We start from the raw sequence: 18,280 nt of genomic DNA on the forward strand, positions 1-18,280 counted from the left end.
ATGCTGTTCGGTAAGCTGATGATGCAGAAACCGAATATTCTGGTAATGGACGAACCAACTAACCACCTGGATATGGAATCGATTGAGTCGCTGAACATGGCGCTGGAAATGTATCAGGGCACGTTGATTTTCGTTTCTCACGACCGTGAGTTCGTCAGTTCTCTGGCAACCCGTGTGATTGAAATTACGCCGGAGCGCGTGATCGACTTCACCGGTAACTACGAAGATTACCTGCGTAGTAAAGGTATCGACGGCTAATTTCCCGTCGTCTTTCACGCTGCAGATGTGTTGGCTTCACCTGTTCACCCCGGTCACTTACTAATGTAAGCTCCCGGGGATTCACAGGTTTGCCGCCTTCCTGCAGCGCGAAATACTTAGGGAAAGGCGTCGAGCCTTTATTCCCTCTCCCTGTGGGAGAGGGGTAGGGTGAGGGCATCAGGCAGCACTACACCAGCCACTCGCCCCCTTCAACCCCATTCACCAGCAGCTTACGTTTTTCCCCCGCCGGTAACGACACCTTCAGCGCCTTCCACGCCGGACGATAATCCCCACGCGCGTTGACCTTCAGATTGATCGCTGCGCCATCACACACCATCTCCCATTCCACCCACAGCGCATTGCCATTCTGGTAGCCCCAGCTTTCGCCGTCATCTTCAAACAGCAGGCCGGAGGTTGTGCCGACGCCTTTCACCGGGAACAGCTTCAGCTCACGGGTGTTGTCTTTTTCAGCAGACACGTGGGTAATGCGTTCGCTTAGCGGAAGAGCAGCACCTGCGCGTACCAGCAGCGGCAGTTTTTCCAGCGGCGCGTCGAGAACGATCGATTGCCCGCCAGCGAACCACTCGTTGGTGTAAAAATCGTACCAACCGGTTTCGTTATCCGGCAGCCAGACGCGACGCTCGCGCTGCCCGGCTTCGACGACGCTTGCCACCAGCAGGTCGCGGCCCAGCAGGAAGTCATCGCACTCTTCAAAGGTCTGCGCATCGTGCTCGTGATCGAGGAAGGTCGGGCGCAGCATCGGCTCGTCGTCGGCATGCGCCTGCCAGAGCAGGGTGTAAAGATACGGCAGCAGGCGATAGCGCAGTTCAATGGCACCACGAATGGCAGGCGTCACGCCCGGATACATCCACGGCTCGTTCACCGTGTGGTCATCATTCCAGGAGTGAATGGTAAAGCGCGGATGCATCACGCCGTTTTGTACCCAGCGGACAAACAGCTCGGCGTCCGGTTTGTCGCCGGAGAAACCGCCGACGTCGTGACCGATGTTGAACAGCCCGGACAAGCTCATCCCCAGCCCCATGCGGGTGTTGAAGCGCAGGGTGTCCCAACTGGTGCGGTTATCACCGCTCCAGGTCTGCACGTAGCGCTGCATCCCGGCGCAGCCGGAACGGGAGATGAGATACGGGCGCTTCTCCGGGGCGAAACGCTGCTGTGCTTCCAGCGAGGCGCGCATCATCAGCAGCGGCATCACCGGGCGAATGTGCTTGATAGCGATCTCCTGGCCGAAGCCATGGCAGCGCGCTTCGCCGTCCCACACTTCAAACTCGTTGTTGTCGTTCCAGGTTGCGTCGATCCCCATCTCCAGCAACTGCGTGGTGACGCCTTCCTGCCACCACTGGATAGTCTGCGGGTTGGTAAAGTCAAGGTTAGAGCCTTCATCATCCCAGAAGCTGGAACGTTCTGGCGCATCGGTTTCTGAATCGCGAATAAACAGGCCGCGTTCTGCCACTTCGTTATAACGCGGGTGATCCTGCAACAGGCACGGTTTGATATTGGCCGCCAGTTTCAGCCCCGCGTCGTGGAACGCCTGGCTCATCACCTTCGGCTGCGGCACCTTGTCGTAGTTCCAGTTAAAGACGTAGCGCTTGCCGTTGATCGAGGTGTAGCCGGACGAGAGCTGGAACGAGTCGCACGGAATAGCGTGGTCTGCGCACAGGCGGATGAAGTTCATGAGCTGGTTCTGCGCGTCCGGTGCGTCGGTGTAATGCATGGTCGAGCCGCTGTAGCCCAGGCTCCATTTGGGTCCGAACAGCGTTTTGCCGGTCAGACGGACAAAGGCTTTGGTGACGTCCAGCACGCGCTTGCCGGTAAAGATGTAGTAATCAATATCACCGGCTTCCGCCTGCCAGCGGCGATAGGCGGTGTGGTAGTTATCGATTTCGTTACCCAAATCCAGCCAGCAACTGCTCAGGTTGTCGTAGAACAGGCCGTAGCTCACATCATGGCGGCGGGCGATAGTGAACGGGATGTGCTTGTACAGCGGATCAGTGCTGACTGCGTTATAGCCCATCGCATCGAGGTTGCGCATTTCATAGCGTTTACCGTTGCGCTGAAGATCGCCCGCTTTCTCGCCCAGGCCGTAGAAACGCTCATCCTTAGAGCGGCTCAGATAGTGCGCCACGCCGTCGCCGTGGGCATTCAGCAGGTAGGCGCTGGTTGGTCGGTCATTGACCAGCGGCTGCCACTCGCCCGCCTCATTTCGGTAGTGCCACTCCAGCCACAGCGGCTGGTGGACGGTCACGCGTAGCTGTTCGGTTGCCACGGTTAGCGCACCATCCTGCTGCGTCAGGTTCCAGGCCGGGCAGGAGAAACCGCTTATGTCGTCACGATGGCGGCCTTCCCACGGCACGTCTTTTTCCGGTGCGATGCTCCAGGTGCGGTCCAGCGCCAGCTCGCCTTTGCGCTTAACCAGCACGCGGAAAAGATTCTCTTCCAGCACATACAGACACAGACGGTGCTGGTTATCGACCAGCAGTTCAAGATGGTTTGCTGACTGCTTATCTACGATCCAGTTTTTCAGGGTTTTCATATGCAATACATCCACTATCAGGCGCGTTTAGCGCGACGTTCAGCAATAAATGCTACCAGGAAGACAGCGCCAATCAGGTCAAAGAAGCCCATGGCAATAAACAGCGGGTTAAAGCCGATTTTGTCGGCGGTTACGCCGATTAACAGCGAGAACAGGAAGCTGGCGATCCACGCAGCAGAGCCGCGCATGCCGTTGACAGTCGCCATCTGGCCTTTGTCGAACGACTCCACGACCAGGGCGCTCAGCATGCAGGAGATGATCTGGTGCCCGAAGCCGCCGATGGAGATCAGCACGATGGTGATATACGGGTCGCGGGTGATGGCTACGATGCCCAGAGAGATCATCAGGAACGCGCCCGTCACGGAGCTTGCTACCACAGAGTTAACGCGGGAGCAGCCGAACAGACGGGTATACAGACGCGTCAGGTAACCGCTCACCACGCTACCGAGGTCGGCGGCGAGGAACGGCAGCCAGGCAAACATCGCAATCTGCTTCAAATCCATACCGTGCTCTTTGGCAAGGTACAGCGGCACCCAGAAGCTCAGCACTGCCCAGGCGGGCTCCGCCATAAAGGCCGGGATGGCGATGCCGTAGAAGCGTTTGTTTTTTGAGACGGTCTTCAGCGCGGTCAGGAAGGGCAGTTTGACCGCTGGCGGTTCGTTATCCTGCTTAATAAACGCCAGCTCGTCCTTACTCAGGTTCGGGTGCTGTTCCGGATTGTGGTAGAACGCCCACCACAGGATCACCCATAGCAGCGCCAGCACGCCGGTAAACATAAACGCGCCCTGCCAGCCGAACGAGGCGTGAGCAAAGTAGATGATAGGCGGTGCCAGCATCGCGCCGATGGAGAAACCCACACCCGCCCAACCTGCGGCAACAGGACGTTCTGATTTCGGGAACCATTCGCCAATGGTTTTGGCGTTCGCCGGGGTCGCAGCCGCTTCGGTCGCTCCCATAAAGAAGCGAAGAATGGCCAGGTGTAGCCAACTTCCGGCGCCCGCGTGGAAAATACACATCAGCGCCCATATCGCGGCGCAGATCATAAAGCCAATCTTCAGGCCGATAACGTCGATCAGCCAGCCGCACAGGGGCTGGAAAATGGTGTAGGCAATCTGAAACGCGCCGACGATCCAGGAGTATTGCTCGGTGGTGATCCCGAGGCTCTCTTTCAACTCCGGAGCGAGAATACCTAACGAGTTTCGGGTGATGTAGTTAACGGTGACGCCAAGTAAGAACAGCACCAGGATGTACCAGCGCAAGTTCTTAATGACGCGACGGGTGTTGCTTGTCGCAACGGTGTTATTGATGTCCTGACTCATTTTACTCTCCACAAGACGGACGGTAAGGGACGGAGGTTCAGGTGTCACACAAATTTTTATAGCTTTGATTTATATACGTTTTAAATACGAAAGTTGATATACAACTAGTATGGAAGCGGTGTGACAAGTTCACCTTAAGGGAGAACATGAGCGGGAAATAGTCGTTTTTGTGCAAAATTTCTCATAAATAACGTAAGTCATTTGGCATGATGGCTCCTATGCCAGTTATTTACTGATAAATGCGCCATGAAAATTTTTTCATTTTGCAAATGGAGCCAGATCACAAAATGGACAAAAGGCTAAAAATTACCGAAATCGCGGCCCGTACTCAGCTCTCAATCAGCACGGTTTCCCGCGTGCTGGCGGGGAAGGCCAACACCAGTGAGAAAGCACGGGCAAAGGTGTTGGCATGCGCGCGGGAGTTGGGGGTGATGGACGGCATGGCGGCCGGGCGTTTGCTGCTTAACACTCTGGTGGTTTTTGCGCCGCAGCGGGCGTTTGACGAGCGGTCCGACATCTTTTACTACCGCGTGATCCAGAGCGTGAGTAAAGGCCTGGCATCCCACGAGGTTCGCCTGCGCTACTGCGCGCTGGAAGAGAATGATAGCGATGCGCAGTTGTTTCTGACGCGAATGAACGAGCCGGACACCCAGGCCGCCATTCTTCTCGGTATCGACGATCCTCATATCCACGATCTGGCGGTGGATGTCGCTAAACCCTGCATATTAATTAACTGCCGGGACCGGCACATGCGCCTGCCCGCCGTCACGCCCGATCACCGCGCCATTGGCGAACGGGCGGCGGAATATCTGTTCGAAATGGGGCACCGGGAGGTGCTGAATGTAATGTGTCTGCGCCGCTACACTATGGAGCTGCGCCTGTCGGGGATCCGCGACGCGTGGCAGTCACACAACCTGAAATTTAATGACCTGCGCGATCTGCTGGTGGTGCCGAGCTTTAGCGCTCGTGAAACGGAGGAGCTGGTAAATGCCTGGCTTATTGAGCGGCAGGGTAAGGATCTGCCGACTGCATTTTTAGTTGGCGGCGATTTTATGGCGGCGGGTACCATCAGTGCCCTGCAAAAACACGGCCTGCGCGTACCTCAGGACGTCTCTGTCATGAGCATCGACGGCTTTAATCTGGCGGCGATTCAGGATGTACCCTTAACCGCAGTGCATGTTCCCCGTGATGAACTGGGAACGGAAGCGGTATATATGCTCCAGCAGCGGCTGATGCGCCCGGATGCGCCGGTGGGGACATTGTTGCTTAACGGCATGCTGGCCGTACGGGAATCAGTACGGCGGATACGTCAGGGGAAACGACGCACCGCCGTTGATCGGGAAGGACTGTACGACAGCTAAGCTATACCCAGCGCGCGTTTACCGTGGATATTCAAATCCTCCAGCGTGAAGCGTCCTTCCCAGCCAGTTTCATAATCCTCGCGCGGGAAATCCCCCGGCGACGCGCCTTTTTCCAGCGCGGCCTTCACTTTGTGGGCGTAGGCCAGATTCTTTTCGCACATCGGCGCGGCAGGGATATACATCACATTGCCCCAGCCCTGCTGATTTTCCACCGGCGCGACGGAGTGGATCACATCGCAATGCCACCAGACGGAGTCTCCGGCGTCCAGTTGCGGAATACTGGTTAACGCCTCTATCAGCAGCGGATGCCATTGCGTGGAAATCGGCAGAACTCTGCCGGGCGCGACGCCGCAAAGCTCATCTTCCGGCACATCGTCAAGCAATGGACGTAATAGCACATAGGCCATCGCTTCAGGAATCGGGACTACGTGCAACAATCCCTGACCTGGCAACATATCGGAGAGTGCCGTCCAGCCCTGGAAGGTACGAAATACTGAACATTTAGTGGTGTTATCTACCGTGTACTCTTCAACTTCTGTGCGATGCGCCGCCTGCCATGGATCGTAATCTTCCAGCTTGCCATTGAAAACATTCGCAAAGACCTGCTGATATGCCGGCAGAAGCCAGCGCTCCAGCGCGCCGGAATCCGTATGCGCGCCCAGCCCTTTGGACGTTGTTCCCGGCGGACGACGACGTATGCGGTCAGGATAGATGACGCTGATGTCCGGGTTAAACCATTGTTTCCCTTCGCTTGTAAACGTCCACAGGCGATTAAGGAATGACTGCGCATTGGCCATTTCTTCGCTCTGACGGGCCTGCATTTGCGCCTGGGACCAGTAGATGGGGTAGATCTCCGGTCGGGATGCGCTGAGGGTGCCAAAGAAGTTATCACCGGGGCCTTTGTAGACCTCATCGAAATGGTTTCGATCCAGGTAATCGAGCATCGACTGATCCCATGCCAGCGCCTGTTCGCGGGGGAAATGTCCCTTGATGACCACGCATCCGCGACGCTTAATCTCTTCACGCTGCTCTGCGTTTACGCGTCCCGCCTTGATATCCGCATAGGACAACGTTGGCCAAACCGGGGAACCTTGCGCTTTGAGGGCGTTGATTTCCGCCACGCGAGTGGCAATGGCATCGCTCAACTGATTGAAAATCAACTGAACATCCCCAAGCTGTGCCCGCAATTGCTGTTTCATCTGACGGATTGCCGCTTTGTGATCGACGGGCAATGTGTCGCTGGTAAACGTAAAAGCCATAACCACCTCGCATTAACTTTCATTCGAAACTAATTTATCTTACACATGCAATATAAGTTAAAAATAGGTTAATGCAAGTTTAAAAACTTGATGGTGTGCGCGGAATGCATTAAGCGTGAGAACCGGAGCACGCCCCGGTTAGCAGGATTAGACGTTAGTTAAAAGGAGAGGTGTTATCCAGCACCGCCTGAATCACATTCAGCGCGCCCTGATGGTTATTGTCATCGGTCTGATAGCGGGCAATCGCTTTGATGCTCTCTGCCGCATTGGCCATGGCGAAAGAGTAATGCGCCATTTTCAACATTTCTGCATCGTTGCCGCTATCGCCAATGGCGACGACGTTTTGTGGAGACAGGTTCCAGCGTTTCAGCAAACGGCTGATACCGTTGGCTTTATGTAAGCCCGGAATAATCAAATCGATAAACCCAAAGCCGCTGGTGACGGGCTTCATTATGCCATCCAGAGCGGTATGCAGGTGATCGATAACCAACGGGATTTGTTGGTCGGGTAAGTTCAGCGAAAACTTAAACAGCACATCATCAATGTCCTGATAATCCTTCACCGGTTTCAGGCGATGGTAGTGTTTCGACATCAATGCCACGAAAGACTCAGGAGCATTCTCACTGACGTAGGCGCTTTGCAGACCACAGGCAACAAAATTGAGCTGCTTGTCTTTGAGGAGTTCGCCAATAACAATGCGTGATTCGTGACGGGTAAGCTCGCCGTGAAACAGCTGTTTGCCATGCTCATAAACCAGCGCGCCATTCTCAGCGACAAACGATATTTCGTCTTTAAGCTCCGGGAAAAAGGAGATCAGCTGGAAATACTGGTTGCCGCTGGCCACGACAAATTCAATATCTCGTTTTTTCAGTTCCTGATACTGCGCCATAAAACGTGCACGATCGTATTTCTTGGCGTCGTCGAGAAAAGTTCCGTCCATATCGGTGACGATAACTTTGATGGTCATACTTGCTCCTGGCTCATAACTGCGACCAGAAACATTCTAATAACAATGTGACCTGAAGCACAAATTTAATTTCGAATGAAAGTAAAAGGCCGGGTGGCAGCTTCGCCTTACCCGGCTAAGGGGAGAGCAGTTGTAGGCCGGATAAGCGTCAGCGCATCCGGCAATGGGGAGGGTAGCGTGCCGGATGGCGGCGTGAACGCCTTATCCGGCCTACAATCTTGCTTACAGCATATGCTCAGTACGCGCGATGATATCGTCCTGCGCATCCGGAGACAGGGCAGTGAAGAAGGCGGAATAGCCTGCGACACGCACCACCAGGTCACGGTATTGATCCGGGTGTTTTTTTGCTTCCAGCAGCGTTTCACGGGACACAATGTTGTACTGAATATGCCAGCCTTTGTGCTCTTCAAAGAAGGTGCGCAGCAGGATCATCAGCTTTTGTTTATCTGATTCATTCTCCAGCGTGGCCGGATTCAGCTTCTGATTTAACAACACACCGCCGAGAATGGAGCCGGTAGGCAGTTTACCCACCGAGCCAATCACCGCCGTCGGGCCGAGATGGTCCGTCCCGGAAGCCGGACTTGCGCCTTCCGCCAACGGGGTGTGTGCTTTACGGCCATCCGGCGTTGCCATGGTTGCCGCGCCAAACGGCACGTTGGCGGAGATAGAAGAGGTCCCGGCGTAGTAATTGCCGCCAACCGGACCGCGACCATAACGTGGATTATGGTACTGTTTCAGTTCATCAATATAGGTCTGATAAGCGCGGGCCAGCAGCGTATCAACGGAATCGTCATCGTTACCGTACTTCGGCGCGCCGTTGATCAGTCGTTGGCGTAATTGCTCGTGAGTCAGACCGTCAAAATCATCAGCCAGTGCAGCAGCTAATTGCTGCTGGCCGATAGCGCCTTGATCGAAGACCAGTTTCTTCACAGCCGCCAGGCTGTTGCCAAGGTTGGCAATACCCACCTGCAAACCTGATACCCAGTCATACTTCGCGCCGCCTTGCTTAATGCTTTTCGCGCGTTCGATACAGTCGTCTACCAGCGCCGAACAGAGAATATCGTGTACGTTCTCTTCCAGCATGGTGTCGACGACATACTCGATTTCGATGGATTTACGCGTGTAGTAGCGAATCTGTGTATCCCAGGCGTCCATCACTTCATCGAAATTGTTGAAATTGCCGGCCGAGAGCGCTTTTTCCTGCGGCAGGAAGACCTTGCCGCTGGTGGCATCGCGTCCGCCTTCCAGCGCCGCCAGCATCACACGGGCAAAGTTAATAAAGCTCATACCGGTACAACGATAGCCCCATTTGCCGCCAACGGCGGTTTCGATGCAACCAATAGCCGCATAGTCGTAGGCATCCTGCGGTTCAATGCCAAGCTTGATAAATTCAGGTATGACGATTTCATCGTTGTTAAAGGCTGGCATCCCGAAGCCGCAGCGAATGACCTGCACACAGGCATCAAGGAAATCGTTACTCATCCCCGCATGATAGCGCACGCTCAGGTTAGGCTGAGTAGAGCGCAGGCGGCCGCAGGATTCGAGAATGGCGTAGGAGAGCGGGTTGACGGCATCCACCGCCTGACCGTTAACCAGATTCTGTCCGCCAATGGTCACGTTCTGATACAGCGGGCTACCTGCCGATGCTTTGGAGTGGGAGCCGGAGCGGATTTTGTTTACTTCCAGCAGCTTCAGCCAGCAGCTGTGCAGCAGCTCAATGGCGTGTTCGCGATCCAGCGATTGATTCAGCTCCACATCACGACGGTAGAAAGGATAGAGATACTGGTCCATGCGACCAAACGACACTGAATGGCCGTTGGATTCAATTTGCAGAATCAACTGGATGAAGTAGCACAACTGCAGCGCCTGCCAGAACGTTTTAGGCGGCTCATGGGCAATCACATCACAGTTTTCCGCCATGGTCAGCAGCTCTTCGCGACGGCTGGCGCGGGTTTCCGTGGACGCCATTTTTCGTGCCAGAGCGGCAAAGCGCTCAATATGCAGACTGACGGCCTCCAGCACGATATCAATCGCTTTCAGGAACTGATCGCCATGGAGATCTTCCAGACAAGTCAGATTGATGCGGGAGCGACGTTCATCAACTTTGTGGCGCAGGCCGTCGAGACCTTTTTCCAGCAGCAGCGGGAAGTTCACCGCCAGGTGTGCGTCGCCGGAAGTCATATTGCCTTCGGCTTTGATAATGCCGGTTTCCAGCAGACCTTTCTGCTCATCGGTAAACATCCCGTAGCAGCGATCCTGTACGGTCTGGCCGCGCCACCACGGGCACACCTCGTGCAATACGCGTTTGTTCTCTTCACTTACCGAAAAGCCAGCGCCCGGCCTGTCGGCGAGGTCATCGATCTCTTTTTCAATCCAGGAGACGGTGTATTCCGGGAAGATCGGTGCAGCGCGCACTTCGCTCGCCTGGTTACCGATAATCAGTTCGTCATGCTTGATCCAGATAGTACGTTCCGCCAGATGATGGGCCAGCGCCAGCGCGCGGCGTACCGGGATCGGCTTATCCAGATGTTGTTGATACATCTCGGTATAGTGCTGGGCGCGCTCGGTGCAAACCGGCGGCTTCACGATGTGGATCAGGGCTGTTTTATGCGCTTTGATACGGTCGCTGAGTGTGTCCAGTTTCAGAGTGGTCATGGCGATTATCCTCGTAGGGTCGCGGTTAAACCTTTATGGCGGGCATACTGCTGAGCAAATTCGAGCAGGGCAGGCGCCTCAAGCGGTTTATCCGGTGCGTTGTAGGGTTGACTGAGTAAGTGGTATTTATTGATGCCCAGGGTGTGATAGGGCAAAAAATGGATCTCACCGACGTGAAGCTCGTCGGCAGCAAAATCGGTAATAGCCTGGATGGCGGCTTCGTCAGCGTTGAAACCCTGAATCAGCGGTACGCGGATAATCATTTTTTTACCCGCAGCGGCCAATTTTTTCAGATTGTCTAATACACGAGAGGCACTGCCATCGGTCCACTGCTTAAACGGCGCGTCGGCGACATGTTTTAAATCAGCCAGGAACAGATCAACGTAAGGTAATGACGGCTCGATATACTTCCACGGCACATGCAGACAGGTTTCGACCGCCGTATGAATGCCCGCATCGTGGCTGGCCTTGAATAATTCTGCCGCCAGTTCTGGCTGCATAAACGGTTCGCCACCGGAGAGGGTGAGACCCCCACCGCTACGATCGTAAAACGGTTTATCACGCAGTACGGTCGCCATGATGTCGTCCACGCTTTTTACCTCTCCGCAGACGGTCAGCGCCTGGGTTGGACAGCAGTCAGTCAGCGCGGCGAAAGCGTCATCGGTCAGTTTTTCGCGATGAATAAGCAGACCGCTCAGCGCTCGCTCGATCACCGCAGGTGCCGCCTGAGCACAGAGATCGCAACCGTCGAGACACAACCGTGCGTCATAGAGCAGGTCCTGTGTGCGGGCGCGGCTTTCCGGGTTCTGACACCAACGGCAGCCCAGGGAGCATCCCTTAAGGAACACCACGGTACGGATACCGGGACCATCATGCGTGGAATAGCGCTGGATATTGAAAATCATAAGCGGCCTCTCTTCTTTCGTATAAAGATTAAATTACTTTCGAATGAAAGTTATATTGACGTGCGTCAACTAACCGTGAGGTTTCGCCGTGCTACCTTTTATTCATGCTAATTATTCGTTTGAGGAAAGGTTATGGAACTCTATTTAGATACGTCTGATGTCGCCGCTGTCAAAGCTCTGGCGCGTGTTTTGCCGTTGGCTGGGGTGACCACTAACCCGAGCATTGTGGCGGCAGGTAAAGAGAGGCTGGAAGTGTTGCTGCCGCAACTGCAGGAAGCGATGGGAGGACAAGGCCGTCTGTTTGCGCAGGTGATGGCGACGACCGCCGAAGGCATGGTCAATGATGCGCGTAAACTGCGGGCAATTATCGCGGATATCGTGGTCAAAGTACCGGTGACGGCAGAAGGTCTGGCGGCAATTAAACTATTGAAAGAAGAAGGGATCCCGACGCTGGGTACCGCGGTATACGGTGCTGCTCAAGGGCTGTTAGCGGCGCTGGCGGGAGCGGAATATGTTGCGCCATACGTAAACCGCGTGGATGCGCAGGGGGGAGATGGTATTCAGACGGTGACCGAACTGCAAACCTTACTGAACATGCATGCGCCGCACGCCAAAGTACTGGCAGCCAGCTTCAAAACGCCGCGTCAGGCGCTGGATTGCCTGCTGGCAGGCTGCGAGTCCATCACGCTGCCGCTGGACGTGGCGCAGCAGTTTATGACCTCTCCGGCTGTGGATGCGGCGATTGTGAAGTTTGAGCAGGACTGGCAGGGGGCGTTTGGACGGACGTCGATCTAGTTTTAGGTCGGATTACTCCGGCATATTTGCGTAGGTGATTCCGTTAAAATGAATCTGTTGCAGTTAAGAGCAATAAACTGCGAATCCCCCTCGTAAAACCGGTAAAGCCTGCATGCTACCCGTCATCGCGACGGGTACATTCACGTCATCATGTTTATCAGGTGACGGACCGCCATGAAAAAAACACCTACAGCCACACCGCACGATGCGCTGTTTAAAACATTTTTAAAATACCCTGCCACAGCCCGTGATTTTATTGAAATTCATCTTCCTCCCACGCTACGGGCGCTTTGTGATCTGGCGACGTTAGAACTGCAACCTACCAGTTTTATTGAAGAAAACTTACGCGCATATTATTCAGATGTGCTTTGGTCGATGAAAACCAGTGAAGGGGAGGGTTATATCTATGTCGTGATTGAACATCAAAGTCGTCCTGATGTGCATATGTCGTTTCGCCTGATGCGTTATGCGATAGCGGCAATGCAAAGCCACCTTGACGCCGGGCATACCCGCTTACCGTTAGTCGTGCCGATGTTGTTTTATCATGGCGTCGATACGCCTTATCCCTTCTCTTTATGCTGGCTGGATGAGTTTGATAATCCGCTCCTGGCGCGCCAGCTTTATCTGTCGGCATTTCCATTGGTGGATATTACCGTGATCCCGGATGAAGAAATTATGCAGCACCGGCGTATTGCACTGCTGGAATTGATTCAAAAGCATATTCGCCAGCGCGATTTATTAGGACTGGTGGACAATCTGGCTACGCTGCTGGTTACAGGAAGTGCTAATGACAGCCAGCTAAAAGCGCTGTTTAATTATTTGCTAATCCAGCATGGTCACAAACCGCGCTTTGGGCGATTTATGCGTAAGCTGGCGCAGCAGGTACCCGAACACAAGGAGCGTACAATGAATATTGTTGAAAAAATACGTAGGGCAGGGGAGCGAAAGGGGCTACGGAAAGGCATGGAGCGCGGTCATGAAAAAGGTTTAGCTGAAGGTCGTCGCGAGGAAGCGCAGCGCATTGCCCACTCAATGCTGGCCGATGGTCTCCCACGGGAGCTTATCGTGAGAATCACCGGGCTATCTGAGGAAGATATTAAATCTTTGACGCATTGAATGTATGTTAATACAGCCCCGGAAAATAAATGCCGCCGGGGCTTACCGTTACTGCCCGCACACCTCACATCCCGGGTTACGCATCAGCTTCATTTCGCGAAACTGGCAGGTCATGGCGTCGTACATGACGATTTTTCCAGATGCGGGTTTACCGTAGTTTGCCAATAATTTAATGGCTTCCATGGCCTGTAATGAGCCGATCACGCCGATTAGCGGAGCCATTACGCCAGCTTCCACGCAGGTGAGGGCATTTTCACCGAACAGGCGGCTCAGGCAACGGTAGCAAGGTTCGCCTTCCTGATAGGTAAAGACGGTAATTTGTCCTTCCATGCGAATTGCCGCCCCGGAAACCAGCGGAACCTTTGCGCTAAAGCATCCGGCATTAAGCTGATTGCGGATGCTGACGTTATCCGTACAGTCCAGCACCAAATCGTGTTTGGCGATCAGCGCGTGAATTTCGCTATCATCCAGCAGCGCATTCACTGGCGTAATGGCGATATAAGGGTTAATCCGCGCCAGCGCGTCGCGGGCGGATAGCACTTTCGGCTGCCCTACGGTTGCATCGCTGTGCAGCGTCTGACGCTGGAGGTTCGACACGGAAACGGTGTCAAAGTCGAGCAGCGTTAAATGTCCGATGCCTGCGCCTGCCAGGTATTGGGTCGCGGCGCAGCCAAGCCCCCCCAGACCAACGACCAGTACCCGCGCCTCCTTCAGCGCTTCCTGACCTTCAAAATCGAAGCCGCGCAGAATGATTTGCCGGTTATAGCGCATCATCTCCTGGTCGCTGAGTTCCGCCATTACAGACCTCCAAACAGCGCGTTAAACGGCTCGACTTCAACCCACTCTCCGGCTTCAACGTTACCACGATCGCGTTCCAGCACGATAAAACAGTTGCCGAGGCTAAAGGAGCTAAAAATATGTGAGCCCTGGTGTCCGGTGGTGGTGACTTCCAGTTCGCCTTCTGCGGTACGCTGCAATACGCCGCGTTGAAAATCCAGACGACCTGGCGTCTTCTTCAGACGTGACGCGGTGCGTACGCGTTGGCGAGGAGGCAACCCACAGCCCGTGTTGCCGCTAAGCTTCGCCAGCATTGGTTGCACCAGTTGATAAAAGGTGAGGGCTGCTGACACCGGGTTACCCGGCAGGCCGCAAAACCAACTGTTGCTTAGTTTGCCAAAGGCGAACGGTTTGCCCGGTTTGATGGCCAGCTTCCAGAAGGCAATTTCTCCCAGTTCCTCCAGAATGGTTTTGGTGTAATCCGCTTCACCGACAGAAACGCCACCGGAGCTGATAACGACATCGGCCTGGCTGTCGGCTTCAATAAACGCCGCGCGTAGCGCGTTGGGATCGTCGCGAATAATCCCAAGGTTGATCACCTCGCAGCCCAACTGTTGCAGCATCAGGTGAACGGCCAGACGGTTGGTGTCATAAATCTGTCCGTCGCCCAGCGGTTGACCCGGCAGTTGCAGTTCATCACCGGTGGAGAACAACGCCACCCGGACTTTGCGCACAACAGGCACATCAGCAATACCGAGCGAAGCCAGAACCGGGAGCTCGGCGGTTGTCAGGCGGGTCCCGGCGGGGAAGACGACTGCACCGTTTGCAATATCTTCACCGCGCAGACGAATATTTTGTCCGCCGCGGACTTCGGCGGTAAAACGTACACCGTCATCGGTTTGTTCCGTTTGTTCCTGCATGACCACCGCTTCACAACCGGCAGGCACCGGGGCACCGGTCATGATGCGGATACAGGTCCCCGCGGGCCATTCGCCGTGAAAAGGCTGTCCGGCAAAGGCTTTGCCTGCTACCGCAAGCGGCAGACCCGAGCGTAAATCGTCTAATCGCACCGCATAGCCATCCATTGCCGAATTATCGAATCCTGGTACATCAATGGGGGAAACGACGTCGGCGGCCAGAATGCGGCCAAAGCATTGAACCAGCGGCAGCGTTTCGACGGCGGTGAGCGGGGTAATACGCGACAGCATCTGAGAGAGAGCCGTTTCAAGCGGCATCAGTCCGGCGGTAAATTCCATGAGAAGACTCCTGCGGGCAAAATCGAATCCGGCCATTATGTCAGAAAATGGCCGCGGACAGTATGCTACCTCAGGCTTAGAATCAGATCTGATCAAGGTTTCATGCCAGAGGATAGCGCCACAGGAAAAATGCAGTATAGACTCAATATTTCCGCTCTTTTTCCCCAGGGGGCTAAATGGCTACTCCTATTCCGGACGCAATTCGACGACAGGTGAATGCCGCCAGTGCGCTCATCCGCCAGCTTTTCGAAGAGAATCTCGTGGCTATTCATCTGTATGGTTCTGCTGTCGACAGCGGTTTAAAACCTCTCAGCGACATTGATTTGTTGGTCACCATACGGGAACCAATGGATGCCCGGTTAAGAGAAACCGTGATGCGGGAATTGCTGACCATTTCAGCGCCGCCCGGAACCTCAGAACGTTACCGCGCGCTGGAAGTCACCGTTGTTGTGTACTCGCTGATCGTACCGTGGCAATTCCCACCCGTAAGAGAAATGCAGTTTGGCGAGTGGTTGCGTGAGGAGATCGGCGCCGGCGTGTTTGAACCGGCGCTGGCGGATGCTGATCTTGCCATTTTGCTGACCCAGGCCCGGCGCGCCAGCGTACCGTTGTTCGGTGAACCCGCTGATATATTTTTCAACGCCATTCCTGCCAATGATCTCTTGAAAACGTTTCGACATACTCTTGAACAGTGGCAAGAACCCGCAGATTTAGAGGGTGATGAGCGCAATATTATTCTGGCTCTGGCGCGCATCTGGTACAGCGTCGTGACCGGCGATATTGTCGCTAAGGATGAGGCCGCGTCGTGGCTCATGCCTAAATTGCCCGTTGAGCATGCTGACACGCTGCAAGCTGCATGTGCGGAATATCTGGGGGTGGCCAAAACGAACTGGGCTGAATCCATGCCGTCAGTACAACGGTTTGTATGGCATGCAAAAAAACAGATTACCGATCTGCTTGAATAGGTTATTCAACGTCGTCGGGGATTCATTCCTGTTAACTCCATCTGAATGACTGACAGCATCGATTATGAGAGGCAGGCCTTTACCTTTACATGACGTCTGCATCTTTCTATATTCAAAAATCGAATCAATAAGTCACCGAAATTCTGATATTTATAACCCCGGAACCGGTCACCTTAATGGACGAAAAAATGGGTAAAGCAGTTATTGCAATTCACGGCGGCGCCGGGGCTATTACCCGTGCACAGCTGAGCCAGGAGCAGGAGTTGCGTTATATACAGGCGCTGTCAGATGTTGTCGAAACCGGTCAGCGGATGCTCGAAGAGGGGCGTAGCGCACTGGATGTGGTGACCGAGGCCGTGCGTCTGCTGGAAGAGTGCCCGCTGTTTAATGCCGGAATTGGCGCAGTATATACCCGTGATGAAACCCATGAGCTGGACGCCTGCGTGATGGACGGTAATACCCTGAAAGCGGGAGCCGTCGCTGGAGTCAGTCATCTGCGAAATCCAGTTCTCGCGGCACGCCTGGTGATGGAACACAGCCCACACGTCATGATGATAGGTGAGGGGGCAGAGAATTTTGCCATTGCGCAGGGTATGGAGCGCGTTTCGGCGGATATTTTCTCGACGCCAGAACGCTACGCTCAACTGCTGGCGGCGCGAACGGCGGGTGAAATGGTGCTGGATCATAACGCTACCCCACTGGATGAGAACAACAAAATGGGTACCGTGGGGGCGGTTGCGCTGGATATGTCTGGTAATCTGGCGGCGGCGACATCGACCGGCGGGATGACCAACAAATTGCCGGGCCGGGTGGGTGACAGTCCACTGGTTGGCGCAGGCTGTTATGCCAATAACGCAAACGTGGCGGTTTCCTGCACCGGAACCGGAGAAGTCTTTATTCGTGCGCTGGCGGCTTATGACATTGCGGCATTGATGGATTATGGCGGCCTGAGTTTATCTGAGGCGTGCGAGCGTGTGGTGATGGAAAAATTACCTGCGTTGGGCGGCAGTGGCGGCTTAATTGCTATCGATCATGAGGGCAATGTCGCCTTACCGTTTAACAGTGAAGGCATGTACCGTGCATGGGGATACGCGGGCGATACGCCAACCACCGGTATTTATCGGGAAAAAGGAGATACCGTTGCCACACAGTGATGAGCTTGACGTCAGTGACGTGCTGGCAGTGAGTAACCTGAACATTGCCTTTGAACAGGAACAGCAGCGCGTAAGTGCGGTGCGTAATCTGTCATTTCGTCTGAAGCGTGGCGAAACGCTGGCGATAGTTGGCGAGTCCGGTTCAGGAAAGTCGGTCACGGCTTTGTCGCTGATGCGTCTGATAGAACAGGCTGGCGGCGAGGTGAGCTGTGATGAAATGCTCCTCCGACGCCGCAACCGCCAGGTTATTGAGCTGGGTGAACAGAGCGCATCACAGATGCGCCACGTGCGCGGCGCGGATATCGCGATGATCTTTCAGGAGCCGATGACATCGCTAAATCCGGTGTTTACCGTGGGTGAGCAGATTGCCGAGTCTATCCGCTTACACCAGGGGGCCAGTCATGAAGAGGCGATGCTGGAAGCTAAACGGATGCTCGATCAGGTCCGTATCCCTGAGGCGAAGGCGATTTTATCGCGTTATCCGCACCAGCTTTCCGGCGGCATGCGCCAGCGCGTGATGATCGCCATGGCGCTGTCGTGCCGCCCTGCGGTACTGATTGCCGATGAGCCGACCACCGCGCTGGATGTCACTATTCAGGCGCAGATCCTGCAACTCATAAAAGTGTTGCAGCAGGATATGTCGATGGGGGTGATCTTTATTACCCACGATATGGGTGTGGTGGCGGATATTGCCGACCGTGTGCTGGTAATGTATCAGGGTGAGGCGGTTGAAACCGGCAGCGTTGAGCAGATCTTTCATGCTCCCCAGCATCCCTATACTAAAGCGCTGCTGGCAGCCGTACCACAGCTTGGCGCCATGAGCGGACAAGAGTATCCGCGCCGTTTCCCACTTATTTCTTTACACGATCCCAGTCATGTTGAACCGCAAACCGAGCAGGACACCGTGGTTGAAGGCGAGCCTATCCTACGGGTACGCAATCT

At 54.8% G+C, this 18,280-nt stretch carries 14 protein-coding genes and 1 pseudogene; 7 read left to right on the forward strand and 8 right to left on the reverse strand.

What is annotated here, in order from left to right:
- Positions 1-258, forward strand: a pseudogene (locus tag KQJ18_RS13055) (ABC-F family ATPase); the annotation flags it as partial.
- 187 nt (positions 259-445) lie between these two features.
- Here KQJ18_RS13055 and KQJ18_RS13060 read toward each other — a convergent pair.
- A complete protein-coding gene (locus tag KQJ18_RS13060; protein WP_216422096.1) occupies positions 446-2,809 on the reverse strand; it encodes a glycoside hydrolase family 31 protein in 2,364 nt (787 codons plus the stop codon).
- A gap of 17 nt (positions 2,810-2,826) precedes the next feature.
- Positions 2,827-4,128: an MFS transporter gene (locus KQJ18_RS13065; RefSeq protein WP_121528808.1), complete on the reverse strand. Its 1,302-nt coding sequence runs from the start codon at positions 4,126-4,128 to the stop codon at positions 2,827-2,829.
- Between the two features lie 287 nt (positions 4,129-4,415).
- On the opposite strand from KQJ18_RS13065, the gene KQJ18_RS13070 reads away from it, so the two are divergent.
- Positions 4,416-5,489: a LacI family DNA-binding transcriptional regulator gene (locus tag KQJ18_RS13070; protein WP_216422097.1), complete on the forward strand. Its 1,074-nt coding sequence runs from the start codon at positions 4,416-4,418 to the stop codon at positions 5,487-5,489.
- Here KQJ18_RS13070 and KQJ18_RS13075 read toward each other — a convergent pair.
- The 4 genes from KQJ18_RS13075 to KQJ18_RS13090 all read right to left on the reverse strand — a co-directional run bounded on the left by KQJ18_RS13075 (position 5,486) and on the right by KQJ18_RS13090 (position 11,275).
- Complete coding sequence (locus KQJ18_RS13075) at positions 5,486-6,748, reverse strand: DUF1479 domain-containing protein (RefSeq protein WP_085047458.1); 1,263 nt, start codon at positions 6,746-6,748, stop codon at positions 5,486-5,488. The two genes, KQJ18_RS13070 and KQJ18_RS13075, sit on opposite strands and share 4 nt — an antisense overlap.
- Positions 6,749-6,902: 154 nt before the next feature.
- The gene (locus KQJ18_RS13080) at positions 6,903-7,715 is read right to left on the reverse strand and encodes a Cof-type HAD-IIB family hydrolase (protein WP_038639148.1); all 813 of its coding nucleotides are present in this window, start codon (positions 7,713-7,715) and stop codon (positions 6,903-6,905) included.
- A 222-nt stretch (positions 7,716-7,937) separates the two neighbouring features.
- Positions 7,938-10,370, reverse strand: a complete 2,433-nt coding sequence (locus tag KQJ18_RS13085) for a glycyl radical protein (protein ID WP_069323218.1) — start codon at positions 10,368-10,370, stop codon at positions 7,938-7,940.
- 5 nt (positions 10,371-10,375) lie between these two features.
- Complete coding sequence (locus KQJ18_RS13090) at positions 10,376-11,275, reverse strand: glycyl-radical enzyme activating protein (protein WP_110498524.1); 900 nt, start codon at positions 11,273-11,275, stop codon at positions 10,376-10,378.
- 132 nt (positions 11,276-11,407) lie between these two features.
- Between KQJ18_RS13090 and fsa the strand changes: the two genes are divergently transcribed.
- Together fsa and KQJ18_RS13100 are read left to right on the forward strand one after the other, a co-directional pair.
- The gene (fsa, locus tag KQJ18_RS13095) at positions 11,408-12,070 is read left to right on the forward strand and encodes a fructose-6-phosphate aldolase (RefSeq protein ID WP_087857587.1); all 663 of its coding nucleotides are present in this window, start codon (positions 11,408-11,410) and stop codon (positions 12,068-12,070) included.
- A gap of 174 nt (positions 12,071-12,244) precedes the next feature.
- Positions 12,245-13,186: an Rpn family recombination-promoting nuclease/putative transposase gene (locus tag KQJ18_RS13100; RefSeq protein WP_150344829.1), complete on the forward strand. Its 942-nt coding sequence runs from the start codon at positions 12,245-12,247 to the stop codon at positions 13,184-13,186.
- 48 nt (positions 13,187-13,234) lie between these two features.
- On the opposite strand, the gene moeB is transcribed toward KQJ18_RS13100, so the two are convergent.
- Together moeB and moeA are read right to left on the reverse strand one after the other, a co-directional pair.
- Positions 13,235-13,984, reverse strand: coding sequence for a molybdopterin-synthase adenylyltransferase MoeB (gene moeB, locus KQJ18_RS13105; protein ID WP_150344830.1), 750 nt, complete (start codon positions 13,982-13,984; stop codon positions 13,235-13,237).
- The gene (moeA, locus tag KQJ18_RS13110; RefSeq protein WP_137347390.1) at positions 13,984-15,219 is read right to left on the reverse strand and encodes a molybdopterin molybdotransferase MoeA; all 1,236 of its coding nucleotides are present in this window, start codon (positions 15,217-15,219) and stop codon (positions 13,984-13,986) included. The genes moeB and moeA overlap by 1 nt, the downstream gene beginning before the upstream one ends.
- Before the next feature lie 176 nt (positions 15,220-15,395).
- Here moeA and KQJ18_RS13115 point away from each other — a divergent pair, with 176 nt between their 5' ends.
- The 3 genes from KQJ18_RS13115 to KQJ18_RS13125 form a co-directional block, all read left to right on the forward strand.
- Positions 15,396-16,184, forward strand: a complete 789-nt coding sequence (locus KQJ18_RS13115) for an aminoglycoside adenylyltransferase family protein (protein ID WP_087857584.1) — start codon at positions 15,396-15,398, stop codon at positions 16,182-16,184.
- 188 nt (positions 16,185-16,372) lie between these two features.
- Positions 16,373-17,338, forward strand: coding sequence for a beta-aspartyl-peptidase (gene iaaA / locus KQJ18_RS13120; protein WP_069323360.1), 966 nt, complete (start codon positions 16,373-16,375; stop codon positions 17,336-17,338).
- Positions 17,325-18,280 (forward strand): ATP-binding cassette domain-containing protein (locus KQJ18_RS13125; RefSeq protein WP_216422098.1); only part of this gene is annotated, 956 nt, incomplete at its 3' end. The genes iaaA and KQJ18_RS13125, both read left to right, overlap by 14 nt.

The sequence above is a fragment of the Citrobacter sp. S55_ASV_140 genome, from assembly GCF_018919505.1.
GTDB lineage: Bacteria > Pseudomonadota > Gammaproteobacteria > Enterobacterales > Enterobacteriaceae > Citrobacter > Citrobacter werkmanii.